This window comes from Acinetobacter sp. 24-47-67, assembly GCF_056779735.1.
In genome coordinates this window covers 495037-521646 of sequence record NZ_JBWYIK010000001.1, presented here as the reverse complement: position 1 = coordinate 521646, position 26610 = coordinate 495037, and the positions used below count along the sequence as shown (strand labels likewise).

Genomic DNA, 26610 nt, shown 5'->3' with positions numbered 1-26610 from the left:
AATTACCAATAGAAGCTTATGAATAATCTAAAATTCCGATTTAATTATTTAAAAGTCTGATGCACATGGGGGTTGATCGTGATAGACTAGGAGAAATCGGGTGTGTTCCCGATTTTTTTATGCGGATTTGTTCCGCGCTGACAGAATTTAGGTTTACAACATGCCCATTTCAGAGACATGGTTATTACCTGATGGTGTAGCTGATGTATTACCAGAGCAAGCGCAAGTTATTGAAACTTTGCGTCGTACCGCGTTAGATTTCCTCGCAGCTCGAGGTTATCAATTGGTGTACACGCCATTTATTGAATACATCGAATCTCTATCTTCTCTTTCAGAATCGAATCAAGATTTAGACTTAGCCACATTTAAAGTAATCGATCAACTTTCAGGTCGTTTACTTGGTGTGCGTGCAGATATGACGCCTCAGGTGGCGCGTATTGATGCACACGTGTATCCAGTTGAAGGTGTTGCACGCTATTGCTACGCTGGAACGGTACTTCATACCAAACCACAAGGTTTCAATACCACACGTGCGCCTTTACAGCTCGGTGCTGAGTTGTTTGGTTCAGACAGTATCGATGCTGACGTCGAAATGATCGATGTTATGTTGGAATTATTAAAAAATACAGGTGTAACTGAGGCGATCCATTTAGATATTGGACACGTTGGTCTATTCCGTAGCTTAGTTAAACATGCAGGATTGAACAAAGCTACAGAGTCGCATCTATCTGATTTATATCAGCGTAAAGCATTGCCAGAACTTGCTGAATATACGCAACAACTTAAATTCGGATCTGATTTTTATTCGCTTGGTCGTTATGCAAGTGATTTAGTCGCTTTAAAATCACATTTAAGCCAAGAAATCTTAGAAGATTCGGCATTCCAAGAAGCATTTAATGCAGTTCAAAGCACACAAGATGCGATTCAGCAACGTTGGCCAAATCTGCATATTGGTATCGATGTAGTAGAGCTTCGTTCATATCACTATCACACTGGCTTAATGTATGCAGTGTATGCACCAAATCGTGCTGCGCCATTAGCTCAAGGTGGACGTTATGATGGTATTGGTGAGCATTTTGGTCGTGCACGTCCAGCAACTGGCTTTTCATGTGACTTATACGCTTTAAGCGCTGGTCAATTTAAAGCATTGGAAGTGATCGTTGCACCTAAGGGCAATAATGCTGACCTAGTCAAAGCAATTCAAGGATTACGTGATCAAGGCAAAAGCGTTGTGCAGTTGCTTGGTCAAGATGAGTTGAATTCAGTACCTAACGCGACTCACCAGTTGGTGAATCAAGCGGGTGAGTGGAAACTCGAACAGATTTAATCACCTGATTTGAATACTAAATTTCAAATCATGTTCTTCAATTTTAACAGCATGATGCAATGAGGCTATTATGGGCAAGAATGTTGTGGTACTTGGTACCCAATGGGGCGACGAAGGTAAAGGTAAAATCGTTGACCTGCTCACAGATCAAGCGGCTGCAGTTGTTCGCTATCAAGGTGGACACAATGCAGGTCATACTCTCGTCGTAGGTGGTAAGAAAACTGTTTTACACCTCATTCCATCTGGTATTTTACGTGAAAACGTACTTTGCTTAATTGGTAACGGTGTAGTGCTTTCTCCTGAAGCGTTAATCAAAGAGATGACGATTCTTGAAGAGCAAGGTGTGCCAGTTAAAGAACGTTTACGTATTTCTCCAAACTGTCCATTAATTTTGCCAAACCATATTGCATTAGACCAAGCACGTGAGAAAAAACGTGGGAATGCCAAGATTGGTACAACAGGTCGTGGTATTGGTCCAGCGTATGAGGATAAAGTTGCACGTCGTGCGGTTCGTGTCGCTGATTTAGTGCGTGGTGGTGATCATCTTAAAGCATTGCTTGAAGAGTTACTTGAATACCATAACTTCCAATTAACACAATTCTACGGTGTAGAAGCGGTTAAGCTTGAAGACGTGCTTGCGTTATGTGATCAATGGCGTCAAGTTGTTGCTCCACTGGTTGTTGATGTTACTGGCGAATTGCATAAATATCGTAAGAACGGTGACAACATTATGTTTGAAGGTGCTCAAGGCTCACTTCTTGATGTTGACCATGGTACTTATCCATACGTAACATCTTCAAATACGACTGCTGGTGGTGTGAGTTCTGGTTCTGGTCTTGGTCCATTACACCTTGACTATGTATTGGGTATTACTAAAGCTTATACAACTCGCGTAGGTGCAGGTCCATTCCCAACTGAGTTGGTTTATGATGCTGCAAACGATGTTGGTGATGCAATTGGTAAGCACCTTGGTACTGTAGGTTCAGAATTTGGCGCATCTACTGGTCGCCAACGTCGCTGTGGTTGGTTCGATGCTGAAATCCTTCGTCGTTCAGTAGAAGTAAACTCACTTTCGGGTATTTGCTTGACTAAACTTGACGTTCTTGATGGTTTAGAAGAAATCAAAATTTGTGTAGGTTATGAAGCTGCAGATTCGGGCTGCGTAGGTTCTTCTGATGCACTTGCATTTGAAACTTTAAAACCAATTTACGAAACAATGCCTGGTTGGACTGAGTCTACTTTTGGTGCTAAATCTTTAGACCAATTGCCAGAAGCAGCAATCAACTATATTAAGCGACTTGAACAGTTAATCGAATGTCCAATCGACATCGTATCAACTGGTCCAGACCGTGATGAAACGATTATTCTTCGTCACCCGTTTGAAGCTTAATTAAAAGTTTTAAAAAAGCCCTGTGATATCACAGGGCTTTTTTTGATCTAAACAACGACCAAAGTTGTATAAAAATTGGCTGTGCTGAATCTTAGAGATTGTTAAAATCGAATGTATAAAATAATAGAGTGTGCAGGATGCATAAAAATATTTCTGGAACAATGTTTTATTCGTTGTTATTTGCAATGGGGGGGGCACCCACGATTGCGATGATGATAATTCGATCTCAAACAGTAGCCGAAGATGTGGTCTACCAAGTCTTTATTGGGCTGTCGATTATGATCGCTTGCATATTGGTCCCTATTATTTTAATTCAGAACACCTATTTATTTTTTAAACGTAAAGATGAGAAGCTTGAAACTCGTTTAAAACCGTGGAGTCAAACCTATCTCGTACTTAATATTTTTTGTTTGGTCTTTTGGATCAGCTATCAATTTGTTTACTAAATTACATAACAAATAAAAAAGTGAAGAAAAATGAGATATTAAGCTTAGTTGAGTTTGTCTATAATTATGAACAAGTACTTTCAAGTAGATTGGAACATTATAATGAAGAACAAATTATTGCTCGGTCTTACAGCATCTGCGGTGATCTCGATTTCAGGGTGTACAACATTTGCGGATATGGCGGGTGCGGACTCAGCGACATTAAATGCAGCTGCTGCACAAAGTTACTCGCAAGCCATTGATACAGCTCGCAGCAAGGGCTTATTGGATACAAGCTCAAATACCTATAAGCGTATTACCAATGTCTACAATCGTTTGCGTCCATATGCTGATCAAATGAATCAAACGGGTCAGCCATTCCAATGGCAGGTATCTGTAATTAAATCAAGTGAATTAAATGCTTCTGTCATGCCGGGTGGTAAAGTTGTTTTTTATACAGGTATTGTGGAACGTTTAAATTTAACAGATGCTGAAATTGCGGCCATCATGGGACATGAAATGATCCATGCTTTGGAAGAGCATGCAAAAAGTAAATTGGGTGCTCAAGCTTTAACTGACTTGGCTTTAGGTGTTGGTTTAAGTGCAGCTGGGGTAGGTCAAGGTGGCGCAGCAGTTGCACAAATTGGTTCTCAACTGGGTGTAGGGTTGCCTTATTCACGTAACTTGGAGAGCCGTGCTGATCAGGGTGGATTAATGTTAATGGCTCGAGCTGGTTATAACCCACAAGCAGCGATTACATTATGGGAGAAAATGGCTAAAGCAAGTAATGGTGGCAATGCATCTTTCTTATCAACACACCCTTCAAATGCTCAACGAATTGAGGCGATGCGTAAAAACTTACCTGCAGCTCAAGCGATTTATAACCAAAGTCGCCGTTAAAAGAATAAAGCTAAAAAAGGATGCGTTAGCATCCTTTTTTTATATTCACCACTTAGTAAATTGTTATCACAGTATGGCGTTGATTCAAATGTATTGAAATCGAATTTATTAGACACTTAAGGTGCTGGATTTGGCTGTTGTTTATGGATGATCTCAATTTCCTGAAGTATTTCTTCTGACAATGACACATTAAAAGCATCAATATTTTCTTTGAGTTGATTTAAATCGGTTGCACCAATGATTGTGCTGGTCACGAAGAACTGCTGCTTAATGAAAGCTAACGCCAATTGCGTTAATGTCAGTCCATGTTTTTCTGCTAAGAGGGCGTATTGTTCAGTTGCCCATTCACTTTCAGGATTACTATAACGCACAAATCTAGAGTATAAGGTGACTCTGGCATTTGCAGGTCTCGCACCATGTCTAAATTTTCCTGTTAAATAGCCAAAAGCGAGCGGTGAATAGGCCAGTAAACCGATGCCTTCAAATTTAGCAATCTCCGACATGCCGATTTCATAGGTACGATTTAATAAGTTATAGGGGTTTTGTACAGAAACAAATTTAGACAGCCCTAACTTTTCAGCTAAATGTAGAAATTTCATGGTTCCCCATGGTGTCTCATTGGAGAGTCCGATATAACGAATTCTACCTCTATTAATTTCCGCTTGAAGGGCAGATAAGGTTTCCTCGAGTGGTGTGATATCTAGTGTACTGTGAGCATGGTGATTGGTATAACCCAATTGACCAAACATATTGGTTGGGCGTTGAGGCCAATGCAGCTGATAAAGATCAATATAGTCAGTTTTTAAGCGTCTAAGATTTGAGTCTAAGGCTGAGCTGATGTCGCTGGCAGTATAGCGAGTTGTGCCGCCTCTAATATTGCTACCACCTTGGCCTGGACCTGCAATTTTTGAAGCAAGAAAAAGTTGATCACGTTGGCCGCGCTGCTGAATCCAATTGCCGATAATTTCTTCCGTCGCGCCTTGAGTTTCGACTTTAGGTGGTACTGGGTACATCTCTGCAGTATCCCAAAAATTTAACCCCCGCTCGAGTGCATATTCCAGTTGTTGGAAAGCCTCGGACTGGCTATTTTGCTCACCAAAGGTCATTGTTCCTAAACAAATTTCGGGAACGTGTATATCTGTTTGCCCAAGTCGATTAAATTTCATGCTCAACATCCTTGCTGTATTTTTTAAGTTGATATATTGAAATCATACCTAATCTAAGATTCAAAACGTATGTAAAATAAATTCGAAAGTTTTCAGAAAAAAGGCAATAAAAAAGCAAATCGTCAGATTTGCTTTTTTGAATGTAGATCAGATGAAAATTTATTCATCATCATTGTTGTCAAAGTCTTCTTCAACAGAATTTACTGCTTCTAATGATGAATCAAAAATTAAGATAGCTTTACCATCAGTTTCAATCATGCCTTGTTCTTCAAGTGTTTTAAGAACACGACCAACCATTTCACGTGAACAACCTACAATACGACCAATTTCTTGACGAGTAATACGAATTTGGCGTCCATTTGGAAGAATCATTGCTTCAGGTTGAGCTGACAAGTCGATTAAACAACGTGCAATACGACCCGATACATCAATAAATGCTAGGTCAGTTACTTTTCGAGTTGTATTTTTTAAGCGACGAACAAGCTGTGCGAACACCGCATAGCTAAGATCTGGATACTGCTTACTTACTTCATGGAAGTTAGCATATGAAATTTCAGCAATCTCACATACATCACGTGTACGTACTTCTGCAGTACGCTGAGGATTACTTTCAAATAATCCCATCTCTCCAAAAAAGTCCCCTGGGTTTAAATAGGCTACCACAATTTCACGTTCATCATCTTCACGTAAAATAATTGAAACCGACCCTTTTAAAATTAGATACAGAGATTTCGACTCTGAGCCCGCATCAATAATTGAAGTTCGTTTTGGAAATCTATTGATGTGCGCACGCTTGAGCAAAGCTTTGACAGATTCAGGTAATTGACCTGGCGACAAAGCATCTGTACTAAGTTGTGAAAAATTAGAAGTCATGCTTTTTAAATTCCGATTTGGATAGTAACTAGATCTTTAGACCTAAATAAACTTGCCACGTGAAGCATAAGAGGTGAAATTCCTTATCAGCTCAATATATGCTAGTGTACAGTCCTAAGTAAATTTATAGTTTTTTTTAGGTAGTTGCAATGCATACTAGCGTACATTGGTTAGAGAATGTTGCTTTTGAAGCAAAATCTGAAAGCGGTCACCAAATTATCATGGATGGTGCTGAAGCTTACGGTGGTGAAAACCGTGGTCCACGTCCGATGGAACTCATTTTAATGGGGCTTGGTGGGTGTGCTTCGTTTGATATTGTGACCATATTAAAAAAATCTAGACAAGATGTGATGGGTGTTCAATGTCAGTTGAAAGCCGAGAGGGCAGACACAATTCCTGCGGTTTTCACGAAGATACATTTGCATTTTGTGGTTACAGGAAAAGCAGTTAAAGAAAAGCAAGTTGCTAAAGCGGTTGAGCTATCTGCAGAAAAATATTGCTCAGCAAGTAAAATGCTTTCAGATGGCGGTGTTGAAATTACACATGATTTTGAAATCATTGAAGCCGAAGCTTGATTTTATCGAGTTGAAAAAAGCAACCTTAAGGTTGCTTTTTTTATGTAAGTTGAGCGAATCAATTTTACTCTTGTACCCATGGCAGATTGTGAAATCGCCAGCCATTGTAAGTACCACGATGGGAGTTGGGATCTAAATCACCTTCAAAACCTTGATCGATATTATATACGTTTGTGAAACCAGCGTTATACGCCACACTCGCTGCTGCTGCAGAGCGCTTTCCACTACGGCACATGAGCAAAATGATGTCATATGCATTAACAAAAGATTGTAACTTCTCTAAAAACTCAGGGTTACGTTCAAGTGAGATGCCTGTGAGCCAAGGAATATGTTCAGAATGTTCGACATAACCTACGAATTTTCGCTCTTCATGTGTTCTGACATCAATAATGATCGCTTGTTGGGATTGGAACAAAAGCCACGCATCTTGGGGTTTTAAAGAGCCTGCAAAGAGGAGTGTATGATCTTCTACATTTTTTTTTGCTTCAGATAAAATAAATTTAATTTTATCTTGATGGACTTTATTTTCTGAGAGATTTATAAAATGATTCATGTAAGTATGCCTGAATGATTAAATCATCCGTTTATGGAAAACGGTGATTATTATAAGTTTTATCTATATTCTTTAAATAAATATAAAATTAATTGTTTATCTTATAAATTCATATTGAATGATTTTGCACAACATGTACCGATTAGGTCGATATAAGTTCGGCGTACTCCTATGTGATGATTTGAGAACAATAATGACCGTTTACTGAGAATATATTTTCTTTGTCATATGTAGTGAATAGTAAATAAATATCATAATCACCTTGAAAAAATTGTGAAGTGGTATTGAAAAATGTATGAGCAGCACAAATATTATAATTATAATCTATCTTTATTTTTTAAATAATTGAAATTTAAGAAAATAATTAAAAAACCGACTTGAAATATGACGCTTCTCACCCATTAACTAAGCAAGTACCAAATTTGTTGTGAGGAAAATAATAATGCGTTTTGAAAAATTTACAAATCGCTTACAGCAAGCCTTATCTGATGCGCAATCTTTAGCAATGGGCAAGGATCATACAGCGATTGAAGGCATCCATATACTATCGACACTGCTTGAAGAGCCATCAAATATGAGTTTGTTGCAGCAGGCAGGGGCGAATTTACGAGAATTGAGCACAAAGTTGCAACAGGCGCTTGCTGATGCACCAACACTTGCCCATCCAACTGGGGATATCAATCTCAGTCCAGATGCGGTTAAAGCGCTTAACTTGGCAGATAGTTATGCACAAAAATCGGGTGATGAGTTTCTTTCAACAGATTGGGTGTTACTTGGTTTAGCAGAAACAGGTGCAACCAAAACTATTTTAAATGCGGTTGGTGTTCAATCCGCAGGTTTAAAAGCGGCGATAACTAAAGTTCGAGGTGATGAAAAAGTCATGAGTAACAATCATGAAGATCAACGTGATTCATTAAACAAATACACCATTGATCTCACTGAGCGAGCACTTTCTGGCAAGCTTGATCCAGTGATTGGGCGAGATGATGAAATTCGTCGAACAGTCCAAGTTTTATCACGCCGTACAAAAAATAATCCTGTTTTGATTGGTGAGCCGGGTGTTGGTAAAACTGCCATTGTTGAGGGTTTAGCACAGCGTATCGTTAATGGAGAAGTGCCTGAAAGTTTAAAAAATAAACGTGTCTTATCACTTGATCTTGGATCGCTTTTAGCTGGTGCAAAATATCGTGGTGAATTTGAAGAGCGCTTAAAAGCTGTATTAAAAGATCTTGCTAAACATGATGGTGAAATTATCCTCTTTATCGATGAGTTGCATACTCTAGTCGGTGCAGGTAAAGGCGACGGTGCAATGGATGCAGGTAACATGTTGAAGCCTGCTTTAGCACGTGGAGAATTACGTTGTGTAGGTGCTACAACATTAGATGAATATCGACAATTCATTGAAAAAGATGCAGCACTTGAACGTCGTTTCCAAAAAGTATTGGTTGATGAGCCTAGTGTTGAAGACACGATTGCGATTTTACGTGGATTAAAAGAGCGCTATGAAGTACATCATGGTGTTAAAATCTTAGATTCTGCCATCATTGCTGCAGCTAAAATGTCGCATCGATACATTACAGATCGTCAACTACCAGATAAAGCGATTGATTTGATTGATGAAGCGGCATCTCGAATTAAGATGGAGCTTGATTCAAAACCTGAGTCTCTAGATAAATTAGAACGTCGTCTTATTCAACTGAAATTACAGCTTGAGGCTGTAAAAAAAGATGAAGATGCAGGAAGTAAAGCTGAAGTTTCACACTTAGAAAAACAAATTGCTGAAGTAGAGAAGGAATACAGCGATCTTGAAGAAGTGTGGATTTCTGAAAAACGTTTAGTGCAAGGCGATCAACAAACTCAGGCGGAGCTTGATCAAGCACGTATCGCGATGCAAAAGGCACAACGTGAAAATGATCTAGCTGAAATGGCACGACTTCAATATGGAGTAATTCCTGATTTGGAGAAACGACTCAGTGAAGAAGCATCTGAAGAGAAAGTTGAACCTAAATTATTGCGTAATAAAGTGACGGACAATGAAATTGCCGAAGTTGTAAGTGCAGCTACAGGAATTCCTGTAGCAAAAATGCTACAGGGTGAGCGTGAAAAATTACTCAGTATGGAAACATTTTTACATAACCGCGTCGTAGGCCAAGATGAAGCGGTAGTTGCAGTTTCTAATGCTGTACGACGCTCACGTGCTGGACTTTCAGATCCAAATCGCCCAAGTGGTTCATTCTTATTTTTAGGTCCAACAGGTGTCGGTAAAACTGAGTTAACTAAAGCTTTAGCAAACTTCTTATTTGACAGTGACGATGCCATGATCCGTATCGATATGTCTGAATTTATGGAGAAACATTCTGTTAGTCGTTTGGTGGGAGCACCTCCTGGTTATGTTGGTTATGAAGAGGGTGGTGTGCTAACTGAAGCAGTACGCCGTAAGCCTTATAGCGTGGTGTTATTTGATGAAGTAGAGAAGGCTCATCCAGATGTATTTAACATTCTGCTTCAGGTACTTGACGATGGTCGCTTGACTGATTCGCAAGGGCGTGTGGTGGATTTTAAAAATACAGTGATCGTCATGACTTCAAACCTAGGTTCAAATGAAGTGCGCGAATTAGGTGACATGGCGACGGAACAAGATGTACGCAGTGTTGTGATGGCTGCTGTTTCTGAGCATTTTAGACCAGAGTTTATTAACCGAATTGATGAGCTTGTAATCTTCCATGCACTGAAAAAATCGCAGATTCGAGGTATCGCGGATATTCAGTTAGATCGCTTACGTTCTCGTTTGGCTGATCGTGATTTAAGTTTGACTGTAGATGACACTGCTTTCGATGAATTAATTGAGGCAGGATATGACCCAATCTATGGGGCTCGACCACTTAAACGTGCTATTCAACAAAAGGTTGAAAATACATTGGCTCAAAAAATCTTGGCGGGAGAATTTTTGCCAGGAGATACAATTGTTATACAAAGCACTGATGGAGATTTGAGTTTTAGTAAACTTAAATTAAATTAGAATTTACTAAACAAACTTAGAAAACCTGAATTCGTTCAGGTTTTTTTTTATTTAAGTGATTTAAAAATAATAAATTTATTTTTTAATAAAATTGCTACTCAAATCTATTAAGTATAAGATTGCACTCAATATTTTTGTGAATAAATGTTTAATTTGTTTATTGATTCACAAAAGGAATTCATTGTTTAGCTTAATGGGATCAATATGCTAGAATTAAAACGACTCCGAAAATTAAAAAAAGAACCTTATAGTGAGTTTGTTAAGGTAAAAGATTTAAAACCTCGTGATATTGAAAAGATGTTCAATATTTACAGTAACTATTATTCAAATACAGTCTTTGAAATTTTTGAAAGAGACCTTTTGGAAAAGACTGGTGTGTTTATCATTCGAGAACCCAAAAAAGATTTTTTAGTGGGTTTCTCAACTGTAATGGAGCGAAATTTTACCGTGAACGGTAAAACTGCCCATGCTTTTTTTAGTGGTGATACCATTATTGAGGAGGCGTATTGGGGTAGTCGAGCATTACAACGTGCGATGTTCCGTTATGTAATGACCTTCAAATTACGTCATACGGGTGTACCGATCTATTGGATGCTGATCTCAAAGGGCTTTAAGACCTACTTACTTCTTGCAAATAATTATTATCACTATTATCCAAATCCAGAAAATAAAGATGAATATTTAAAAGATTATGTTGAAGCATATTGTCGTGAGTATTTTGCAGAATACTATGATGATGAATCAAAGCTGATTGATTTTGGAGAAAACTATCAGTGTCTGAAACCTGATGTGGCCCCAATAACAGAAGAAATGCGCCAGAAAAATCGTAAAATTGAGTTTTTTGAGGAATGTAATCCATCTTGGGTTCAAGGTACTGAATTACCGTGTATTGGTGAGCTGCGTTGGGTTGATATTTTGCAAACAGCGGTAAGGTTTGTGAAAAAATCATCGCTCAAAAAAAATAAGTCGAATCTGAATAAAGATAAATTATCTAAATCGGCTCAAACCAAAGATCAAGATCAAGATTCTAAGGTGGCCTAATGTCTGTGATATTTGCAGCTCATCAAGTTTTAAATTTGGCCTGTAAAAAATCATTTAAAGACTTTTATCAATACGCTGATCAATTGGAAAAAGTTCAGCGTGATAAATTAAAAGTTATATGTGATGATCCAAAGATGGAATATGAGTCGTTTGCTCAACATTTTCCAGTAACACGTTATGCTGATTGGAAGCAGAAAGTTGAAGCATCACGTAATCAAGGCGTAAATTTACTTAATAAAAGTAAAATTATCCGATTCCAGCCTACAAGTGGTTCAAGTGAAGCACTCAAATTTATTCCATATACCCAACAATTTTTAAGTGAAATAGATCAGGCGATTGGTTTATGGCTCACGAGTTTATATCGTCGTTATCCTGAACTAAAACGTACAACACACTATTGGTCTGTATCTTGGTTGCCTGAAAGCCAGCGTCAACTGACGACCACTCATAATTTAAATGATGATAGTGCCTTACTTTCTTTTTCAAAACGAATTTTAACTCAAATTACACAAGCAGTCCCTGCGGACATTGCTTTGGCAGAAACTGCTGAAGATGCGATGTTCGCTACGGCTGTGTATTTAGTCAGAGATGAAAATCTCGGCATGATTTCAGTGTGGAGCCCAACTTTTGCACTGCAACTGATCGAAATTATCCAAGAAAATAAGAGTGAAATCGTTGAGGTTTTATCGACTGGTCAGTGGAGTCGTCAAAGTTTAGATTTTTTAAAAATCAAAAAATCAGTAAAACGTAGCCAGATTCTAGAACGATTAGATTTGGAAGATCCGACTTGTTGGAAAAAATTGTGGCCAAAGCTATTTTTAATTTCATCTTGGGATACCGCAAGCGCACAGCACTGGGCACAAATTTTAAAAACCAAAATTAAGGGTGTAAGTTTTGAAGGTAAAGGGCTTTGGGCCACTGAAGGCGTAGTGACTATACCTTTAGATGATCATTATCCCTTGATGTATCAAGCTCATTTTTATGAGTTTCAAGATTTAGATACTCAGCAAATTTACCCTGCTTGGCAGCTTAAACCAGGTCAAATCGTGAGTCCGATTATTACGACAGGGTCTGGCCTAAAACGCTACATTATTGATGATGAATTATTGGTTGATTCTTTTTATCAGGGCATTCCGTGCTTTAAATTTCTTGGTCGAAAGATGACAGTTGATTTGGTCGGAGAAAAGATTGATCAATCTGTTGCTTTGAGTGTGATCGATACATTTAAACAAAACGGTTTTTTACCCATTAGTTTACTCGGTATAGAACAGACCGAATCGAAACCTTATTATGTTTTGCTTTCTGAGGGTAGTGTGAGTGGGCAGCCGTCCGATCAACAGTTAGATCAATTGCTAAAACAAAATTTTCACTATGAGTTGGCACGTAATTTAGGGCAATTAGATGAAGCACGCGTGATGCATGTGGAAGATGCATGGCATGAATATAAGACAATCGCAATGCGCAATGGCATGATTGAGGGGAATATCAAGCCAGAACCGTTGAAGAAAATGAAATTTATTTAAGAATTTAAAAATGACAGAGCAAAATTTACTATATCGATCAAAAATCTCGCCTGAATTTTATCTACGTTATGCTGCGGAGCAAGATGATCCTCAATTGATTGAGCTGATTTCTGAAAGTATGCCGAGTAACGGTATGGTGATTTCATTTGAGCGGAAACCGAGTTATTTTCGGGCTACACATGCACAATATAATAAGCCTGAAATTTTGGTTGTCGTACATCAAGATCAGCCTGATCAAATTATTGCCATGATGAACATCGGTTGGAAATCGTATTGGATCAATGGCGTCACTGAACAATTACGCTATGTATCAGATTTACGAATCAAACTTACAGCTCGGGGTAAAAAAGCGTTTAATGTATTTATGGAATACATTTTTGAATGTTTCCCTCGTGAAATTATCTTTCAAAGTGTGATTTTAGAAGATAATAAAGTAGCTCGTAATATGATGCATCGTGAAAGAGAAGGATATGCTTTACCTTATATCTTTGATTCGATGACCACTTTTACCATTTCTAAGGTGCCTAAGTTTAAGCAGTCTGCTGAACTTCGCCTTGAAACAATGACCATAGATAAGATTGATGCGGTCAATGGTTTTATACAAGAAATGGCTTCCCATTATAATTTTTTACCTGATTATGACTTTAGACAGTTATTGGAAGCTAATCATCCTTTTTGGTATGGGCTGAGATTAGAAGACTTTCATTTAGTGCTCAATTCAGATCATAAAATCGTAGGTTTATTTGGTTTGTGGGATCAAAAAGATTTCAAACAAACTAAAGTGGCGAGTTATTCTACAACGTTAAAACTGTTAAAACCTGTCTATAACACTTATGCTCGTATTACTGGACAGTTAACGCTTCCCAAAGAAGGGCAATCCTTTGATTATCTCATGACGCATAGTTTCCTCTGTGATCCAAGTGCGTTAGACGTACTAAAGTTTATGCTGACCAATGTCAACACATTAGTGAAGGCTCAGGGTAAAACATCATTTTGTGTGACTGTGGTTGAGAATGACCCACGTAAGCAAGTTCTAGAGCAGTGTTCATCACATAAAATGAAAGCAGTTCACACGCTTCATAGTTATGAAAGTAAACCCTATGACGTGATTGATCGTTCTAAATACTCTTACTTTGAAGTGAGTCGTATTTAAGAATATGGTGCGTTCATCGGAATGCGGGTGAACGCACTTGATTAGCTGTAATTAATAAATATATAAATAAAATTACAATAATAATTCTCGAGATAAAAAATGGAATTTATAAGTGTTACTTTTCGACGGTCAATTTTAATTTCTAGCATGCTGATGTGTGGTTTCCAATGGGCAACTGCACAGCAATTAGATGAATCTGAACTCATCGAACAGCAAGTGATTGATCAGAATTTGAATGAAAATTTAGTACAAGAATTAAAAAAAGAAGTATCACAGAGCGCTGAGGTACAAATACAAAATCAACAATATTTGGCTCAGACTCAAGCAGAAGAATTTAATCAGAAGCAATTGGTTTCAAATGCAGTTTCTGATTTTGAATTGAGCAAAAAAGCAGATCCTGAGCAGATTAGCAAAACCATTAAACCACTGACGTATTATCCTTATGATACGCTACCACGTACTGTCTATGTTTCAACAGATCCAACCATTATTGTGACAAAGGAATATTCACCTTCAAAAAATTTAAGAAAATAAAAAAGGGCAAACGAATTGCCCTTTTTTTATTGGTCAAGCTCTCTAGTCATTAGGCTTGAAGGTGTCTAATTTTCCATGAACGATGAATTTTAGTATTACGTTTAAAGTCTAGACCAATTGTTTCATGGGTGAGTTCTTCAATGTCATAGAACGCTTTGATTTCGTCATCTAATTCAAAACCACGATAGTTATTTGAGAAATACAGTGTACCACCAGTGGTTAAACGATTCATTGCACGCTTAATCAGGGATAAGTGATCACGTTGAACGTCAAACGTACCATGGAATTTTTTAGAGTTCGAGAACGTTGGCGGATCGATAAAGATTAAGTCATATTGTTCATGACCTTCTTTTAACCATTCAAAACAATCACTGGCAAAGAACTGGTGTTGTTGGTCGGCATGATCAACCGTTAAACCATTTAAGACAAAGTTTTCTTTAGACCAGTTCAAATAAGTATTTGAAAGGTCGACACTGGTCGTGCTCGCAGCACCACCTAACGCAGCATGTAAACTTGCAGTTGAGGTATAACTATATAGATTAAGGAAATGTTTACCTTTCGCTTCAGCAGCGATGCGTAAGCGAATTTGGCGATGATCGAGGAAAAGGCCAGTATCCAAATAATCTGTGAGGTTAACCAAAATTTTCGCTTTGCCTTCTTGAACGATAAAGCGTTTAGAGGCAGTACTTTGTTTGGTGTATTGGTTTTTACCTTCCTGACGAGCACGAGTCTTGATAAAAATGGCATCACGGCCCAAACCTGTGACAGCACGGATTGCTTGCAAAGCAAGATTAAAACGTTTTTTCGCTTTTTCAGGATCGATTGATTTTGGTGGGGCATATTCTTGAACATGCAGTCGGTCACCATATAGATCTACAGCGACATTGAAGTCTGGTAGATCAGCATCATAAATTCGCAAACAATAGATATTTTCTTTTACAGCCCATTTTTTCAAATTCTGCATATTCTTTTGCAAACGATTTGTAAAATCTTCAGCACCTTCAATTTTATCGAATTGAAGTGGTTGCCAATTGGCTAAGAAAGGTTGTGTCACAACAGGTGGCTTAATCTTACCTGAGCGAATATAAATAGGTAGCTTACCATTCATTAAGCGAAGCGTTTGAGTTTCGCTAAATGCCAACACGTCTGCTTGTTCAATTTGAGCTGCAATAACTGCGGCAGTTTGGTTGGCAAAGTTCTTTTGAAGTAAGCCAGATAGACCAAGATAGAATGAACGGCTAGAGCCTTTATCCCCAAGACGCTCACCATAAGGTGGGTTAGTGACAACGACCACAGATTTACCTTCTGCCTTAAAATCTGGCCAATCAGAAAGGGTGCGCTCTTCGATTTGAATTTGATCTAGCAATGCCTCAAATCCTGCAGCGCGGATATTATTTTTGGTTGCTTTTACTGCTTCCCAATCTGCATCAAAGGCATAGAATTTTGGAAGCGGTTTTTCTAAGGCAACCTTGTGACGTTCCGCAGCTTCACCTTTAATTTGCATCCAAAGATCATGATCATGACCATTCCAGCCATTAAAGCCAAAACGACGAACCAAACCAGGCGCGCGGTCAGTTAACATCATTAAAGCTTCAATAATGAATGTTCCTGAACCACACATTGGATCAAGAACAATATCTGGATTATTTTCAATTAATTTTGCATGTTGAAGAATGGCTGCAGCCAAGTTTTCTTTGATCGGTGCATCAGTCATATAGTGGCGATAGCCACGTTTATGCAATGAATCGCCAGACAAATCTAAACAGAAAGTATGTTCTTTTTTACCAGCCAAAGCGTATATGGTTATTTCTGGTTGTTTGATATCGATGCTTGGACGCTTACCGACAGCCTCCATGAAGGAATCTACGATACCGTCTTTCACACGTAAGGTGGCGAATTGGCTGTTGACTTTGATCTCACGTTCGACATGTAAACGCACAGCAAATGTACTTTGAGGTGCAAAAATAAGCGACCAGTCAAAACTATTTGCACCTTCGTAGAGTTCTTCAGCTACATCGCGTGCATCGTGAGTAAATTCAACTTCAAACGTATGGATAGGCGTCAAAACACGTGATGCAAGACGAGACCACATACAAATCCGGTAGGCATCAGCCAATTGACCTTTGAAAACCAATCGCCCAGGGAAACGTTCAACGTTTTGTACTCCTAAACCTTCAATTTCTTCTTGAAGTAAGGTTTCAAGCCCATCTGCACAGGTAACCCAATATGTAGAAAGACGAGGTTTAGAATTCATGAACATTCCCAAAGACAAATAAAGCAATCGCGTATTTTAACTTATTTTTGATTTTAAAACTGCTTTAATGCGCTGATACAACCATTTTAAAAATAATTTAAATTTAAAGATTGATTGAAACTGGTTGATATAGCCTCATAAAACTAAAAACACTAAAAGATAAAAATATGCTGGCTTTAATTTTCTCTATGTTTACTTTTTCATTATCGATGTCTATCTCTCCTGGACCTGTTAATTTAACTATTCTCAGTAGCAGTATGAACTTTGGTGTTCGAAAAACTTTTGCTTTTATTTCAGGTGCAACCATTGGATTTACTGCTTTACTTGCAGCAGTTTGCTTTGGTCTATATCAGATTATTTTATCGTATCCGGTTCTTTTGGATGCTATTGCGCTGTTAGGAACGGCTCTATTGGTTTGGATTGGCTGGAATATTTTAAGCGCTAAAGGCGAAAAAAATCGAACAGATCACAAAGATCTAGAGAAGATTCCAAATTTTACGCAAGGTGCGTTAATGCAGTGGCTGAATCCAAAAGCTTGGATTGCCGCCGTTTCAGGTACAGCCCTATTTTCAGCTTCAGAGAATAGTGTTTATTTAGCGCTTTTTGTTTTGATTTATTTTATGGTCTGCTATGTCTCTTTATGGCTTTGGGGATATGCAGGGGAAAAATTGGCTCAGTTTCTTAATGTGGCAAATCGAGCAAGAATTTTGAATAGGGTGATGGGAAGTCTTTTAATCGTGATTGCTATACAGATGTGTCTCACTCATTTTTTAACATATCCATAAAACCATGAGTAGATCATTTGTTGAAATTTCTATTTTTAAAATCTAACTCACTATTTCAGGGAAATTTGATTGAATATATGTATGAAAATAAAGATAAACAAGCTTTTATCTAGGAGTTGTGAGCCTTATTTTTAAGGATTTAGACGATTTCAATCAAATGCTTTTGGTTAAATTAAGTTTTTGAAAATTTTTATGAAACACCATAAGTCGTGATTAAGTTAGTTATTGATCAGCTGCGGTGTGGGTCACTGCCAAATCATTTTAGAATCTGTATAATACGTTGACTTAACGTATAAGGAATCTCTCATGCACTTCGCTGCATTGCATACACCGAGCCAGATTCAACTCAACCAAGATGGGAATCTCAAACACTTCCTCACCATCGAAGGCCTTTCAAAAGAAACTCTTACAAAAATATTGGACACTGCACAGTCCTTTTTTAATGACCAAAATCAGCTCATTACCAATAATATGCTTGAAGGCAAAACGGTAATGAACCTGTTTTTCGAAAATTCGACACGTACACGAACGACATTTGAAGCAGCGGCAAAACGTCTTTCTGCCAACGTGCTCAATATTGATATTGCTCGCTCAAGTACTTCTAAAGGCGAAACACTGAGAGATACACTGTGGAATTTAGAAGCAATGGCGGCCGATATCTTTGTGGTTCGACATTCTTCATCAGGTGCTGCACATTTTATTGCGAAGGATGTTTGTCCAACTGTTGCCATTATCAACGCGGGTGATGGACGTCATGCGCATCCAACTCAAGCAATGTTGGATATGCTTACAATTCGCCGTGAAACCAATAAAAAATTTGAAGATATTTCCATTGCGATCATTGGGGATATTAAACATTCACGTGTTGCACGTTCTGATGTGGCTGCATTGCAAACATTAGGTTGTAAAGATATTCGTGTGATTGCGCCGAATACGTTACTTCCTTATGGCTTTGATGAATATGGTGAAGGTGTTCGCCTATTTAACAATATGGAAGCTGGGATTAAGGATTGTGATGTCATCATTACTTTACGTATTCAAAATGAACGTATTGATTCTCCTGCATTATCTTCACAAGCTGAATTTTACAAAATGTATGGTTTGAACAAAGAGCGTTTGGCTTTGGCCAAACCTGATTGTATCGTGATGCATCCAGGGCCGATGAATCGTGGTGTTGAGATTGATTCAAGTATTGCAGATGGTCCTCAATCAGTGATTTTGAATCAGGTGACCAATGGTATTGCGGTGCGTATGGCAGTTCTCGCGCTGGCGATGCAGGGTCAGTTACAAGAACAAGGTTTAATTGAAGCAGTTGCGGTATAAGGAATCAGTCATGTCTATTGTTAAAGTCGAAAATGTACGCGTCCTAGATCCAATTGCTCAAACTGATCAAATAGAAACTATTTTTATTCAAGATGGAAAACGCATCGAAGCGACTTCAGATGTGCATGAAAGCATCGATGGGCAAGGCAAATGGTTGATGCCAACGATGGTTGATTTGTGTGCACGTTTACGAGAGCCAGGTCAACAACAACATGGAACGTTGAAATCTGAAGGTAAAGCAGCACGTGAAAATGGCATTTTACATGTATTTACCCCACCAGATTCAAAACCTATCGTTCAGGACAATGGTGCTTTAATTCATGGTCTTGTTGAAAAGGCCATGTTAGATGGCGGGATTTACCTTGAAGTGATAGGTGCACAAACACAAGGGCTTCAAGGAAATCAACCAGCCAACATGGCAGGTTTAAAAAAGGGTGGTTGTACTGCTGTATCAAATGCAAATGCACCTTTTGCGAATGACGATGTGGTGCTTCGTACGCTTGAATATGCTGCAGGTTTGAATTTAACTGTCGTATTCTATGCTGAAGAGCCTCAAATTGCGAAAGATGGCTGTGTGCATGAAGGCTTTATTGCTTCACGCCAAGGTTTACCAATGATTCCTGCTTTGGCAGAAACGGTCGCGATCGCAAAATATCTATTAATGATAGAGGCGACAAAAGTCCGCGCACACTTCGGATTACTGTCTTGTGGTGCTTCGGTTGAGTTAATACGTATCGCGAAGGAAAAAGGATTGCCAGTCACGTGTGATGTTGCAATGCATCAGTTACATCTTACGGAATCTTTAATTGATGGATTCAATTCCTTGGCACATGTACGTCCACCTTTGCGTTCAGAATCTGATAAAGAGTTACTTCGTCAGGGGGTAAAATCTGGGGTAATTGACGCGATTTGTACGCATCATGAACCACTTAGTAGTTCTGCAAAAATGGCACCTTTTGCAGAGACTTTGCCAGGTTTTACTGCGTTTGACTCGTATGTTCCTTTTGGAATCAAATTGATTGAAGAAGGTTTATTTAGTCCATTAGAGTGGGTTGAAAAAGTAACGAGTGCGCCAGCTGCTGTCGCACAAATGACTGAGACATGGAAAGCACAGGCTGGATGGGTGCTGGTTGATCCAGATTTGGAATGGACACTTGATAAATCTTCTATTATTTCTCAAGGTAAAAATACACCGTTGATTAATCAAAAAGTCAAAGGTAAGGTAATTCGTACTTTCATAAAATAATGTGAATTCAAACATTTAAAGGTCGATTAATATCGGCCTTTTTTATTATGGATGATTGAATAATTCATGATTCAGTATATTTTATGAAGATCTTTATTTTTTAATAAAATTTAACTGAGAGCTTCAAGAAGAATAAAAAAACCAATGAGGTTTGGTATTAAGAGCTTGAGTTTGATTGGGGGAGTAGCATGAAACTTCGGATGAAAACATTGACCACATTGTGCATGGTTGGTGCATTGTCAGGATGCCAACAAGTGTATTCAATCATGTATGCTTTTAATCGTTGTGATCAACCTGAAGTGCAATTAAAACTCGAACAAGTCATCCATAAAGACATCGCGAATATCTCAGCGACTCAACTCAAAAGTATTATAGAAAATGATCAAGTTATTATAGATGGTCAACTCTTACAGCGTAGTTTGAAACCAGTTCAATTTAAAATTGAAAACATTGATAAAATAAAGAAAATGAGATCCTCTGATCAGACGATGTGTACAGCAAGAGTCACTGCTGCACTACCATCAAATTATCTGACGGATGCTGATGTATCGCGCGCATTAAATCGAGAGTCAAATGTGTTAGAATCAGCTGCACTTTCTCAATTAAACTTTGAGAACAATCAGATTTCTACTGAGTTAAATTATAGTGTACGAATTTCAGAGCATGAAGTAACTGTACAATTGGTGAATGCACTACATTTCACCAGCTTTATGCAAAAAGTTCTAATAGATGCCCATTTAAAACCTTCACGTTTGACGGCTTTTGCGTTAGATCGTCAAAAGAAACAAGCACTTTTAAATAATCAAAATAAAACCTCAGATGATTATCAATCCATTCTTATTGCTGAAGCACAACTTAAATTAGATCAAGCCAATGAGGATCTAAATTCTGTATGGAGTAGAGCTTCACTTCAAGCACGCCAAAAAATACAATATGAGCAAGAACTGTGGGCTAAAAAGCGTAATTTAGAATGCAAACTAAATAGTGAAGGCGCCGATAATCCTGAAGTTTTTCGATTGAATTGCGAAACAAATATGGCGATTAGTCGAACATCTGAATTACAGCAAAAAATTTTCACTCTAAGTTAAGCATTGATTAAACAGGGTTGTTGAGCGTTAGCTTTTACGCATCAAATTTTAAAAAAATAAAAATGTGATGGAGTTGTTGTTTTTTATTTGATTAAATATGTCAAAATTATAAATATGCGGTATAAAAAATGACGTATAAGATTAAATTGGCTTTGATTATCTCTACCATCTTCGTTGCAGGTTGTGATCTGAATAAGAAAAGCAAAGACACCTCACAGAATGTAGAAATTGCTGATTGGAGTTGTACTTCTCCTACGAATGTCAAAGAAATTGAACGCTTTGTGCAACAGGAATATAACAACATTTTAGATCGTCGTTTAAAAGCAACACATCAGTATGAGTCAGATTTAAAATTACTTTCCCAAATCAACTCATCGCTTAGATTTGAACTCAAGTCGATTACAACAATGAATGATCCTTCAAATGCAACAAACAAACTGACGTGTTCAAGCCAGTTAGTTATCCACCTGCCGAAGGGGCTTCAACGTCGTGCTGAAAATGCATACCTTGAAAAACCTTGCGAATATGAATGTGAACATGACGAAGGTAGTTATACGCTCCAACATTGGATTAATGATGTTCATGGCAATATCAGTTATGGGCAAGATAAGCTCATAGGCACTTTGAATTATGAGATTACCAAGACAGATAAAGAAGGTTTAATGCTAAGTGTGCAACCTGATAATGCATTGTTAGATATTGCTGCAAGTATGACGAGATATGCTGTTCAATTTGAAGCATTTCGTAAAGCAAATCAGAATGAATCAAAAGCTTACGAAGAATATGAGGCAGCACAACAAAAACAAAAGGCCTTGGCACTCAAAGCCATGCAATTGAGAAAATCTGATTTAGATAAAGAGCAAGCACGAGCTGTCGAGCGACTTAATTTAACTTGGGATAATTTGAGCGGCGAACAAAAAGAGCAGCTAAAGAGCGATCAAACTGAATGGTTCGAACGTCGTGACGTGGACTGTAAAGTGGTCTCTCAAAAGTCAATTGAAAGTATCCCAGAAAAAGAACGCGAAACTTATCAGCAACATTATCAATATTGGGACAATGAAATGAATCAAATGAATGTTGAGATGCAATATTCTAAATGTTTCATTCAAAAGACCAATGAGAGAATTGTGTACCTAAACAATGTGTTTAATTAATTCATTACAATATAGCAAAAGGGCGAATTGATTCGCCCTTTTTTTATCGGCATGCTTAGGTATACAGAATATATGTGGAAGCGATATGCGTATTAGTGTGATTGGAGCAGGGCGCGTAGCTCATCATTTGGCTCAGGTATTGAGTCAGCATCATGAGATTGTCCAAGTGTTTAGTCGAGAGCAATCTAAAGCCAATTTGTTGGCGGCTTTAGTAAGAGCTAGACCATGCAATGCAATTGAAGATCTCGAAGACACTGTTGATATTGCATTATTGGTGGTGAGTGATAAGGCAATTGAAGAAGTTGCTGAAAAAGTTGCAAAACAGCTTCCTCAGGCTTTAATTGTACATACGTCTGGCAGTACACATATCTCGAAAATCACGCAATATCATGAGCGTGCAGGTGTGTTCTATCCACTACAAACCTTTAGCTTTGAAAGTCAAATTGATTGGTTGAGTACGCCAATATTTGTTGAAGCGATGAGCGACCAGGATTTAGCATCCTTGACTCAAATGGCAAAAGAGTTGAGTCAAAAGGTTTATCAATATGACTCAACACAGCGCTTGAGTTTGCATTTAGCAGCTGTCTTCGCGTGTAACTTTACCAACTACTGCTATGACGTCGCTAAGCAGCTCGTAGATGCACAAAAAGTCGATTTTAATTTATTGTACCCATTGATTTTGGAAACTGCGAAAAAAGCGACTTTAAATCCCCCAAAACAGGTGCAAACTGGTCCAGCGATGCGTGGTGATCAAAACATTATCCATATGCATCAAGAGATGCTGGCGCAGGCTGGACGTACGGATTTAAGCCAAGTGTATAGTGTGGTGAGTGATCAAATTTATAAAAGACAATCAGAATAAAAAAACAGGACTTAAGTCCTGTTTTTTTATTATTGAATCTTTTTAAATAAGAAGTCGTTAATTTTATGACCTTCTTCAATTCCACGACGTTCAAACTTAGTTTGAGGACGCCAGTCCGGACGAGGATAACTGTTACCTTTACCCGCCATATTTTCTAAACGAGGGCGGTTATCTAATACATCTAACATCCATTCTGCATAGGGTTCCCAATCGGTTGCAGCATGGAATGTTCCACCCATTTCAAGTTTTTCTTCAACTAAAGGCATACGATCGTGTGAGACAAAGCGACGTTTATGGTGACGTTTTTTCTGCCAAGGATCGGGGAAATAAAGTTGAATTGCATTGATACTGTTATCTGGCATTTCACGCAAAACTTGAATTGCATCCGCATCAAGTAAACGTAAGTTTGTCAAACCAGCCATACCCGCTTCATATACACATTGTGCAATGCCAGGAACATGTACTTCAATGCCGACATAATTGCGTTCAGGATTGGCTTTTGCCATAAGTACAAGAGAGCGCCCCATACCGAAACCGATTTCAACCGTCAATGGACGTTCAGGATGCTCAAATTGCTGACGTAAATCACCAACAGGATATTCCAAAATTAAGTGACCATATTGTTCAAGCGCAGTTCGTTGAGAAGTATTCAACGGAGATGAACGGCGCATAAATGTGACAATTTCGCGATGCTCGTTCAAGTTGTCTAATTCTACAACTTGCGGGTCTAATTGATCGTTCGACATAACTTTGGCAAATGAGAAAAAATTCGAATGCGGTATTTTAAGACCTGAGTCTCCTAAGTCAAACCTTTTTCTACCTGAAAGCACTACGTAGCTATCAATGATTTGTCGATCTATTCATGGACTTTTTCAAAATGTCATGAATTGTTCATCTACTTGTCATGCCTGTACACTAGGCTTGGAAAATAATATGAACAATGAATAAGACTTAAAATGAATAAAATAACGCTAAATAAATGGGTGTTCAATAAACTCACATTATCTTTATGTTTGATCGGATTTAGTTCAACGCCGTATGCTGAACTCATGATCAGCCAGTATGTGGATGGTAATAACAACAAGAAAGGTATTGAACTATACAATCCAGATGGAGGTGTTGTTGATTTATCCGCGTATCAATTAAAAATATTTCCGAATGGTCTAACCACCGCGAATTTGACGGTTAAGCTGCAAGGAACTTTAACAGCTCAGCAGCACTTTTTAATTGGACATTCAAATTTAAAAACTGAATTGGGTGAAGCAGTTCAGCAAACTGCTAACCTATCATTTAATGGCGATGATGCAATTGTTCTCTATAAAAACAATGTGGCTGTCGACCGTTTTGGTGCGATTGGAATACAGCAAAACTGGGCAACCGGTTTAAGCTTTGAACGTACAAAGAAAACACATGATGTCGTTTCGATAGATCCATCTGCACCCTTTGAAATTCAAAAAGAGTGGGCTAAATGGTCGGATCGCAATGCTTTTAACCAGTATTTAGCGATTAGTACAAATGAACCAATAGAGCCATCTCCGACGACTCTAAGTTGTAACTCTGCGAATACACCTATCGCTGAACTCTCACAAGCAGCTAAGAATCAAAACTATACTGTGAAGGGGGTGATTACTGCGGATTATCGTTATGCGAATGGATTCTCAGGTTTCTATATCCAAACCCCTGATGCCAAAGCAAAACCCGATCTAACTAACGCGATTTTTGTATATGCTCCTGCTTCAAGTCCTATAAAAGGAGGAAAAGTCGGAGAAGAAGTCGTTCTTAAAGGTCGATTAACTGAATATCAAAATCAGTTACAGATTGATAATTTATCCGAAAATATTTTAACTTGTAATCAAGCGGCAAGCGCTTGGATAACGCCATTATCAATCGAGTTACCATTTGAGAGTTTAACTAACGCGTCAGGGCATGCGCCAAAGCGTTATCAAGGTATGTTGGTTAAAATCCCTCAAACATTAACGGTAAGTGAAAATTACAATTATGGTCGCTACGGACAACTGTCATTAAGTCTAGGACGTTTGTTTATGCCGACCAATATTTATCCAGCTAAATCAGCAGAAGCAACGGCATTGGCGCAAAAAAATCTTTTGTCCAAAATTGAACTTGATGATGGATATAATGCACAAAATTTAACGCCTACACTGCCAAGTCAGTTTAGTGCTTTAAATACCCTACGTGCAGGTGATCAGTTAAATACTGTTGAGGGTATTCTAGAATATCGATTCAATTCTTGGCGTATTCAACCTATACAAGGTCGTACTCAAATCCAAATTAAAGCGAATAACCCGCGGCTACCAATGATTCAGAAAAATTCAAACCAAACCCGTGTCGTGGCTTTCAATGTTTTGAACTATGACAATGGCTTAAATGGTTTTCCAACTGAGCGAGGTGCTAGCAGCAAAGCTGAGTTTGAGAAGCAACATGCCAAAATAGTCAGTGCAATGAAAGAAATCGATGCTGATGTATTTGGTTTAATGGAAATTGCGAATAATGGTTATGGTGAAAATAGTGCCATTGCATATTTAACACGAGCACTTGGATCGGAGTGGAAATATATCACTCCGCCAAATTCAAATCGATTAGGCGATGATGCGATTGCTGTTGCGATTATTTACAACAGTAAGCGTGTAAAACCTGTTAACGCTGCTGCAGTGTTTGATGACCAGTCACAAAGAAATCGAGTGACCCTTGCTCAAAGTTTTCAACCAGTGAGTGGCGGCAAAATCTTTACGGTTATTCCGAATCATTTGAAGTCTAAAGGAAGTTGTCCTTCAAATGATCAATCTGCTGATGCGGATCAAGGTGATGGTCAGGGATGTTGGAATGCGACACGAGTTAAAGCGGTACAACAACTCATGCAGTGGATTGCAAAGAATCCAACGCAAATTACAGGTCATCCGAATACGCTCTTGATTGGTGATTTAAACAGTTATGCAAAAGAAGATCCTATCTTGGCTTTAGAGCGTGCTAATTATACGAATGTACTGGCGGACAAAGTTGTAGGGCTCGGCGAACAGGCGTATACCTATGTATTTGGTGTCGACAGTAACAAAGCTGGATTTGGTGGAGCAGGTAATTTGGATCATGCTTTAGCTGATGCTTCGTTATTTCCTGCGGTTAAGCGTGCATTTGTATGGCACATTAACGCTGATGAGCCAACGAACCTAGATTATAACGAAGAATTTAAGACTACAGAGCAGAAGTCGCTCTTTTATGCTGATCATGCATTTAGATCATCTGATCATGATCCAGTGATTGTCGACTTAGAGCTTAACAGCTCAACAAATGCTGAGCAGCCACAGCGTGACACTAAGTCAGGTGGTGGTTCGTTGAACTTGCTATCCATTTTAGGATTAAGCCTGTTAGCCTTGGTTGGTTGGAGACGCAGAAATCATTCCTAA

At 38.4% G+C, this 26610-nt stretch carries 22 protein-coding genes; 17 read left to right on the top strand and 5 right to left on the bottom strand.

Annotated features, from left to right (window positions below; all coding sequences use genetic code 11):
• Positions 1 to 160 precede the first annotated feature (160 nt).
• The 4 genes from AC1M9K_RS02720 (at position 161) to AC1M9K_RS02705 (ending at position 4042) form a co-directional block, all read left to right on the top strand.
• Positions 161 to 1327, top strand: coding sequence for an ATP phosphoribosyltransferase regulatory subunit (locus AC1M9K_RS02720; protein ID WP_035265874.1), 1167 nt, complete (start codon positions 161 to 163; stop codon positions 1325 to 1327).
• A gap of 70 nt (positions 1328 to 1397) precedes the next feature.
• Positions 1398 to 2717 (top strand): adenylosuccinate synthase, encoded by a 1320-nt coding sequence (locus AC1M9K_RS02715; protein ID WP_481588433.1) that lies wholly within the window; start codon positions 1398 to 1400, stop codon positions 2715 to 2717.
• Positions 2718 to 2854: 137 nt separating this feature from the next.
• Positions 2855 to 3163 (top strand): hypothetical protein, encoded by a 309-nt coding sequence (locus AC1M9K_RS02710; protein WP_180027584.1) that lies wholly within the window; start codon positions 2855 to 2857, stop codon positions 3161 to 3163.
• Positions 3164 to 3265: 102 nt separating this feature from the next.
• A complete protein-coding gene (locus tag AC1M9K_RS02705) occupies positions 3266 to 4042 on the top strand; it encodes a M48 family metallopeptidase (RefSeq protein ID WP_035265878.1) in 777 nt (258 codons plus the stop codon).
• 116 nt (positions 4043 to 4158) lie between these two features.
• On the opposite strand, the gene AC1M9K_RS02700 is transcribed toward AC1M9K_RS02705, so the two are convergent.
• Both AC1M9K_RS02700 and crp read right to left on the bottom strand, forming a co-directional pair.
• Positions 4159 to 5208, bottom strand: coding sequence for an NADP(H)-dependent aldo-keto reductase (locus AC1M9K_RS02700; protein WP_180027586.1), 1050 nt, complete (start codon positions 5206 to 5208; stop codon positions 4159 to 4161).
• 159 nt (positions 5209 to 5367) lie between these two features.
• Positions 5368 to 6081, bottom strand: coding sequence for a cAMP-activated global transcriptional regulator CRP (gene crp / locus AC1M9K_RS02695; RefSeq protein WP_035265881.1), 714 nt, complete (start codon positions 6079 to 6081; stop codon positions 5368 to 5370).
• Between the two features lie 149 nt (positions 6082 to 6230).
• Between crp and AC1M9K_RS02690 the strand changes: the two genes are divergently transcribed.
• Positions 6231 to 6656 carry an OsmC family protein gene (locus AC1M9K_RS02690; protein ID WP_180027588.1) on the top strand — a complete coding sequence of 142 codons (426 nt, stop codon included), beginning with the start codon at positions 6231 to 6233 and terminating at the stop codon, positions 6654 to 6656.
• A gap of 64 nt (positions 6657 to 6720) precedes the next feature.
• On the opposite strand, the gene AC1M9K_RS02685 is transcribed toward AC1M9K_RS02690, so the two are convergent.
• Positions 6721 to 7209, bottom strand: a complete 489-nt coding sequence (locus AC1M9K_RS02685) for a rhodanese-like domain-containing protein (RefSeq protein ID WP_035265884.1) — start codon at positions 7207 to 7209, stop codon at positions 6721 to 6723.
• Between the two features lie 442 nt (positions 7210 to 7651).
• Here AC1M9K_RS02685 and clpB point away from each other — a divergent pair, with 442 nt between their 5' ends.
• The 5 genes from clpB (at position 7652) to AC1M9K_RS02660 (ending at position 14479) form a co-directional block, all read left to right on the top strand.
• On the top strand, positions 7652 to 10228 hold the full coding sequence (gene clpB, locus AC1M9K_RS02680; protein WP_481588432.1) for an ATP-dependent chaperone ClpB: 2577 nt from the start codon (positions 7652 to 7654) through the stop codon (positions 10226 to 10228).
• A gap of 204 nt (positions 10229 to 10432) precedes the next feature.
• Positions 10433 to 11269, top strand: a complete 837-nt coding sequence (locus AC1M9K_RS02675) for a hypothetical protein (protein WP_481588431.1) — start codon at positions 10433 to 10435, stop codon at positions 11267 to 11269.
• Positions 11269 to 12792, top strand: a complete 1524-nt coding sequence (locus AC1M9K_RS02670) for a GH3 family acyl-acid amido synthetase (RefSeq protein ID WP_481588430.1) — start codon at positions 11269 to 11271, stop codon at positions 12790 to 12792. Before AC1M9K_RS02675 ends, AC1M9K_RS02670 begins: the two co-directional genes overlap by 1 nt.
• A gap of 10 nt (positions 12793 to 12802) precedes the next feature.
• Positions 12803 to 13945: a GNAT family N-acetyltransferase gene (locus AC1M9K_RS02665; protein WP_481588429.1), complete on the top strand. Its 1143-nt coding sequence runs from the start codon at positions 12803 to 12805 to the stop codon at positions 13943 to 13945.
• A 99-nt stretch (positions 13946 to 14044) separates the two neighbouring features.
• Positions 14045 to 14479, top strand: a complete 435-nt coding sequence (locus AC1M9K_RS02660) for a hypothetical protein (protein ID WP_481588428.1) — start codon at positions 14045 to 14047, stop codon at positions 14477 to 14479.
• Between the two features lie 49 nt (positions 14480 to 14528).
• On the opposite strand, the gene rlmKL is transcribed toward AC1M9K_RS02660, so the two are convergent.
• Positions 14529 to 16733 carry a bifunctional 23S rRNA (guanine(2069)-N(7))-methyltransferase RlmK/23S rRNA (guanine(2445)-N(2))-methyltransferase RlmL gene (rlmKL, locus tag AC1M9K_RS02655; RefSeq protein ID WP_481588427.1) on the bottom strand — a complete coding sequence of 735 codons (2205 nt, stop codon included), beginning with the start codon at positions 16731 to 16733 and terminating at the stop codon, positions 14529 to 14531.
• A 167-nt stretch (positions 16734 to 16900) separates the two neighbouring features.
• On the opposite strand from rlmKL, the gene AC1M9K_RS02650 reads away from it, so the two are divergent.
• The 6 genes from AC1M9K_RS02650 (at position 16901) to AC1M9K_RS02625 (ending at position 23191) form a co-directional block, all read left to right on the top strand.
• Positions 16901 to 17518, top strand: coding sequence for a LysE family translocator (locus AC1M9K_RS02650; RefSeq protein ID WP_481588426.1), 618 nt, complete (start codon positions 16901 to 16903; stop codon positions 17516 to 17518).
• 306 nt (positions 17519 to 17824) lie between these two features.
• A complete protein-coding gene (locus tag AC1M9K_RS02645) occupies positions 17825 to 18841 on the top strand; it encodes an aspartate carbamoyltransferase catalytic subunit (protein ID WP_092766128.1) in 1017 nt (338 codons plus the stop codon).
• Positions 18842 to 18851: 10 nt separating this feature from the next.
• Positions 18852 to 20087, top strand: coding sequence for a dihydroorotase (locus AC1M9K_RS02640; protein ID WP_481588425.1), 1236 nt, complete (start codon positions 18852 to 18854; stop codon positions 20085 to 20087).
• A 188-nt stretch (positions 20088 to 20275) separates the two neighbouring features.
• A complete protein-coding gene (locus tag AC1M9K_RS02635) occupies positions 20276 to 21175 on the top strand; it encodes a lysozyme inhibitor LprI family protein (RefSeq protein ID WP_481588424.1) in 900 nt (299 codons plus the stop codon).
• A 128-nt stretch (positions 21176 to 21303) separates the two neighbouring features.
• Complete coding sequence (locus AC1M9K_RS02630; RefSeq protein ID WP_481588423.1) at positions 21304 to 22329, top strand: lysozyme inhibitor LprI family protein; 1026 nt, start codon at positions 21304 to 21306, stop codon at positions 22327 to 22329.
• Positions 22330 to 22414: 85 nt separating this feature from the next.
• Positions 22415 to 23191 (top strand): Rossmann-like and DUF2520 domain-containing protein, encoded by a 777-nt coding sequence (locus AC1M9K_RS02625; protein ID WP_092766132.1) that lies wholly within the window; start codon positions 22415 to 22417, stop codon positions 23189 to 23191.
• A gap of 29 nt (positions 23192 to 23220) precedes the next feature.
• Here the strand turns inward: AC1M9K_RS02625 and trmB are convergent, their stop codons facing one another.
• Positions 23221 to 23937, bottom strand: a complete 717-nt coding sequence (gene trmB / locus AC1M9K_RS02620; RefSeq protein ID WP_035265903.1) for a tRNA (guanosine(46)-N7)-methyltransferase TrmB — start codon at positions 23935 to 23937, stop codon at positions 23221 to 23223.
• A gap of 210 nt (positions 23938 to 24147) precedes the next feature.
• Here trmB and AC1M9K_RS02615 point away from each other — a divergent pair, with 210 nt between their 5' ends.
• On the top strand, positions 24148 to 26610 hold the full coding sequence (locus AC1M9K_RS02615) for an ExeM/NucH family extracellular endonuclease (protein WP_481588422.1): 2463 nt from the start codon (positions 24148 to 24150) through the stop codon (positions 26608 to 26610).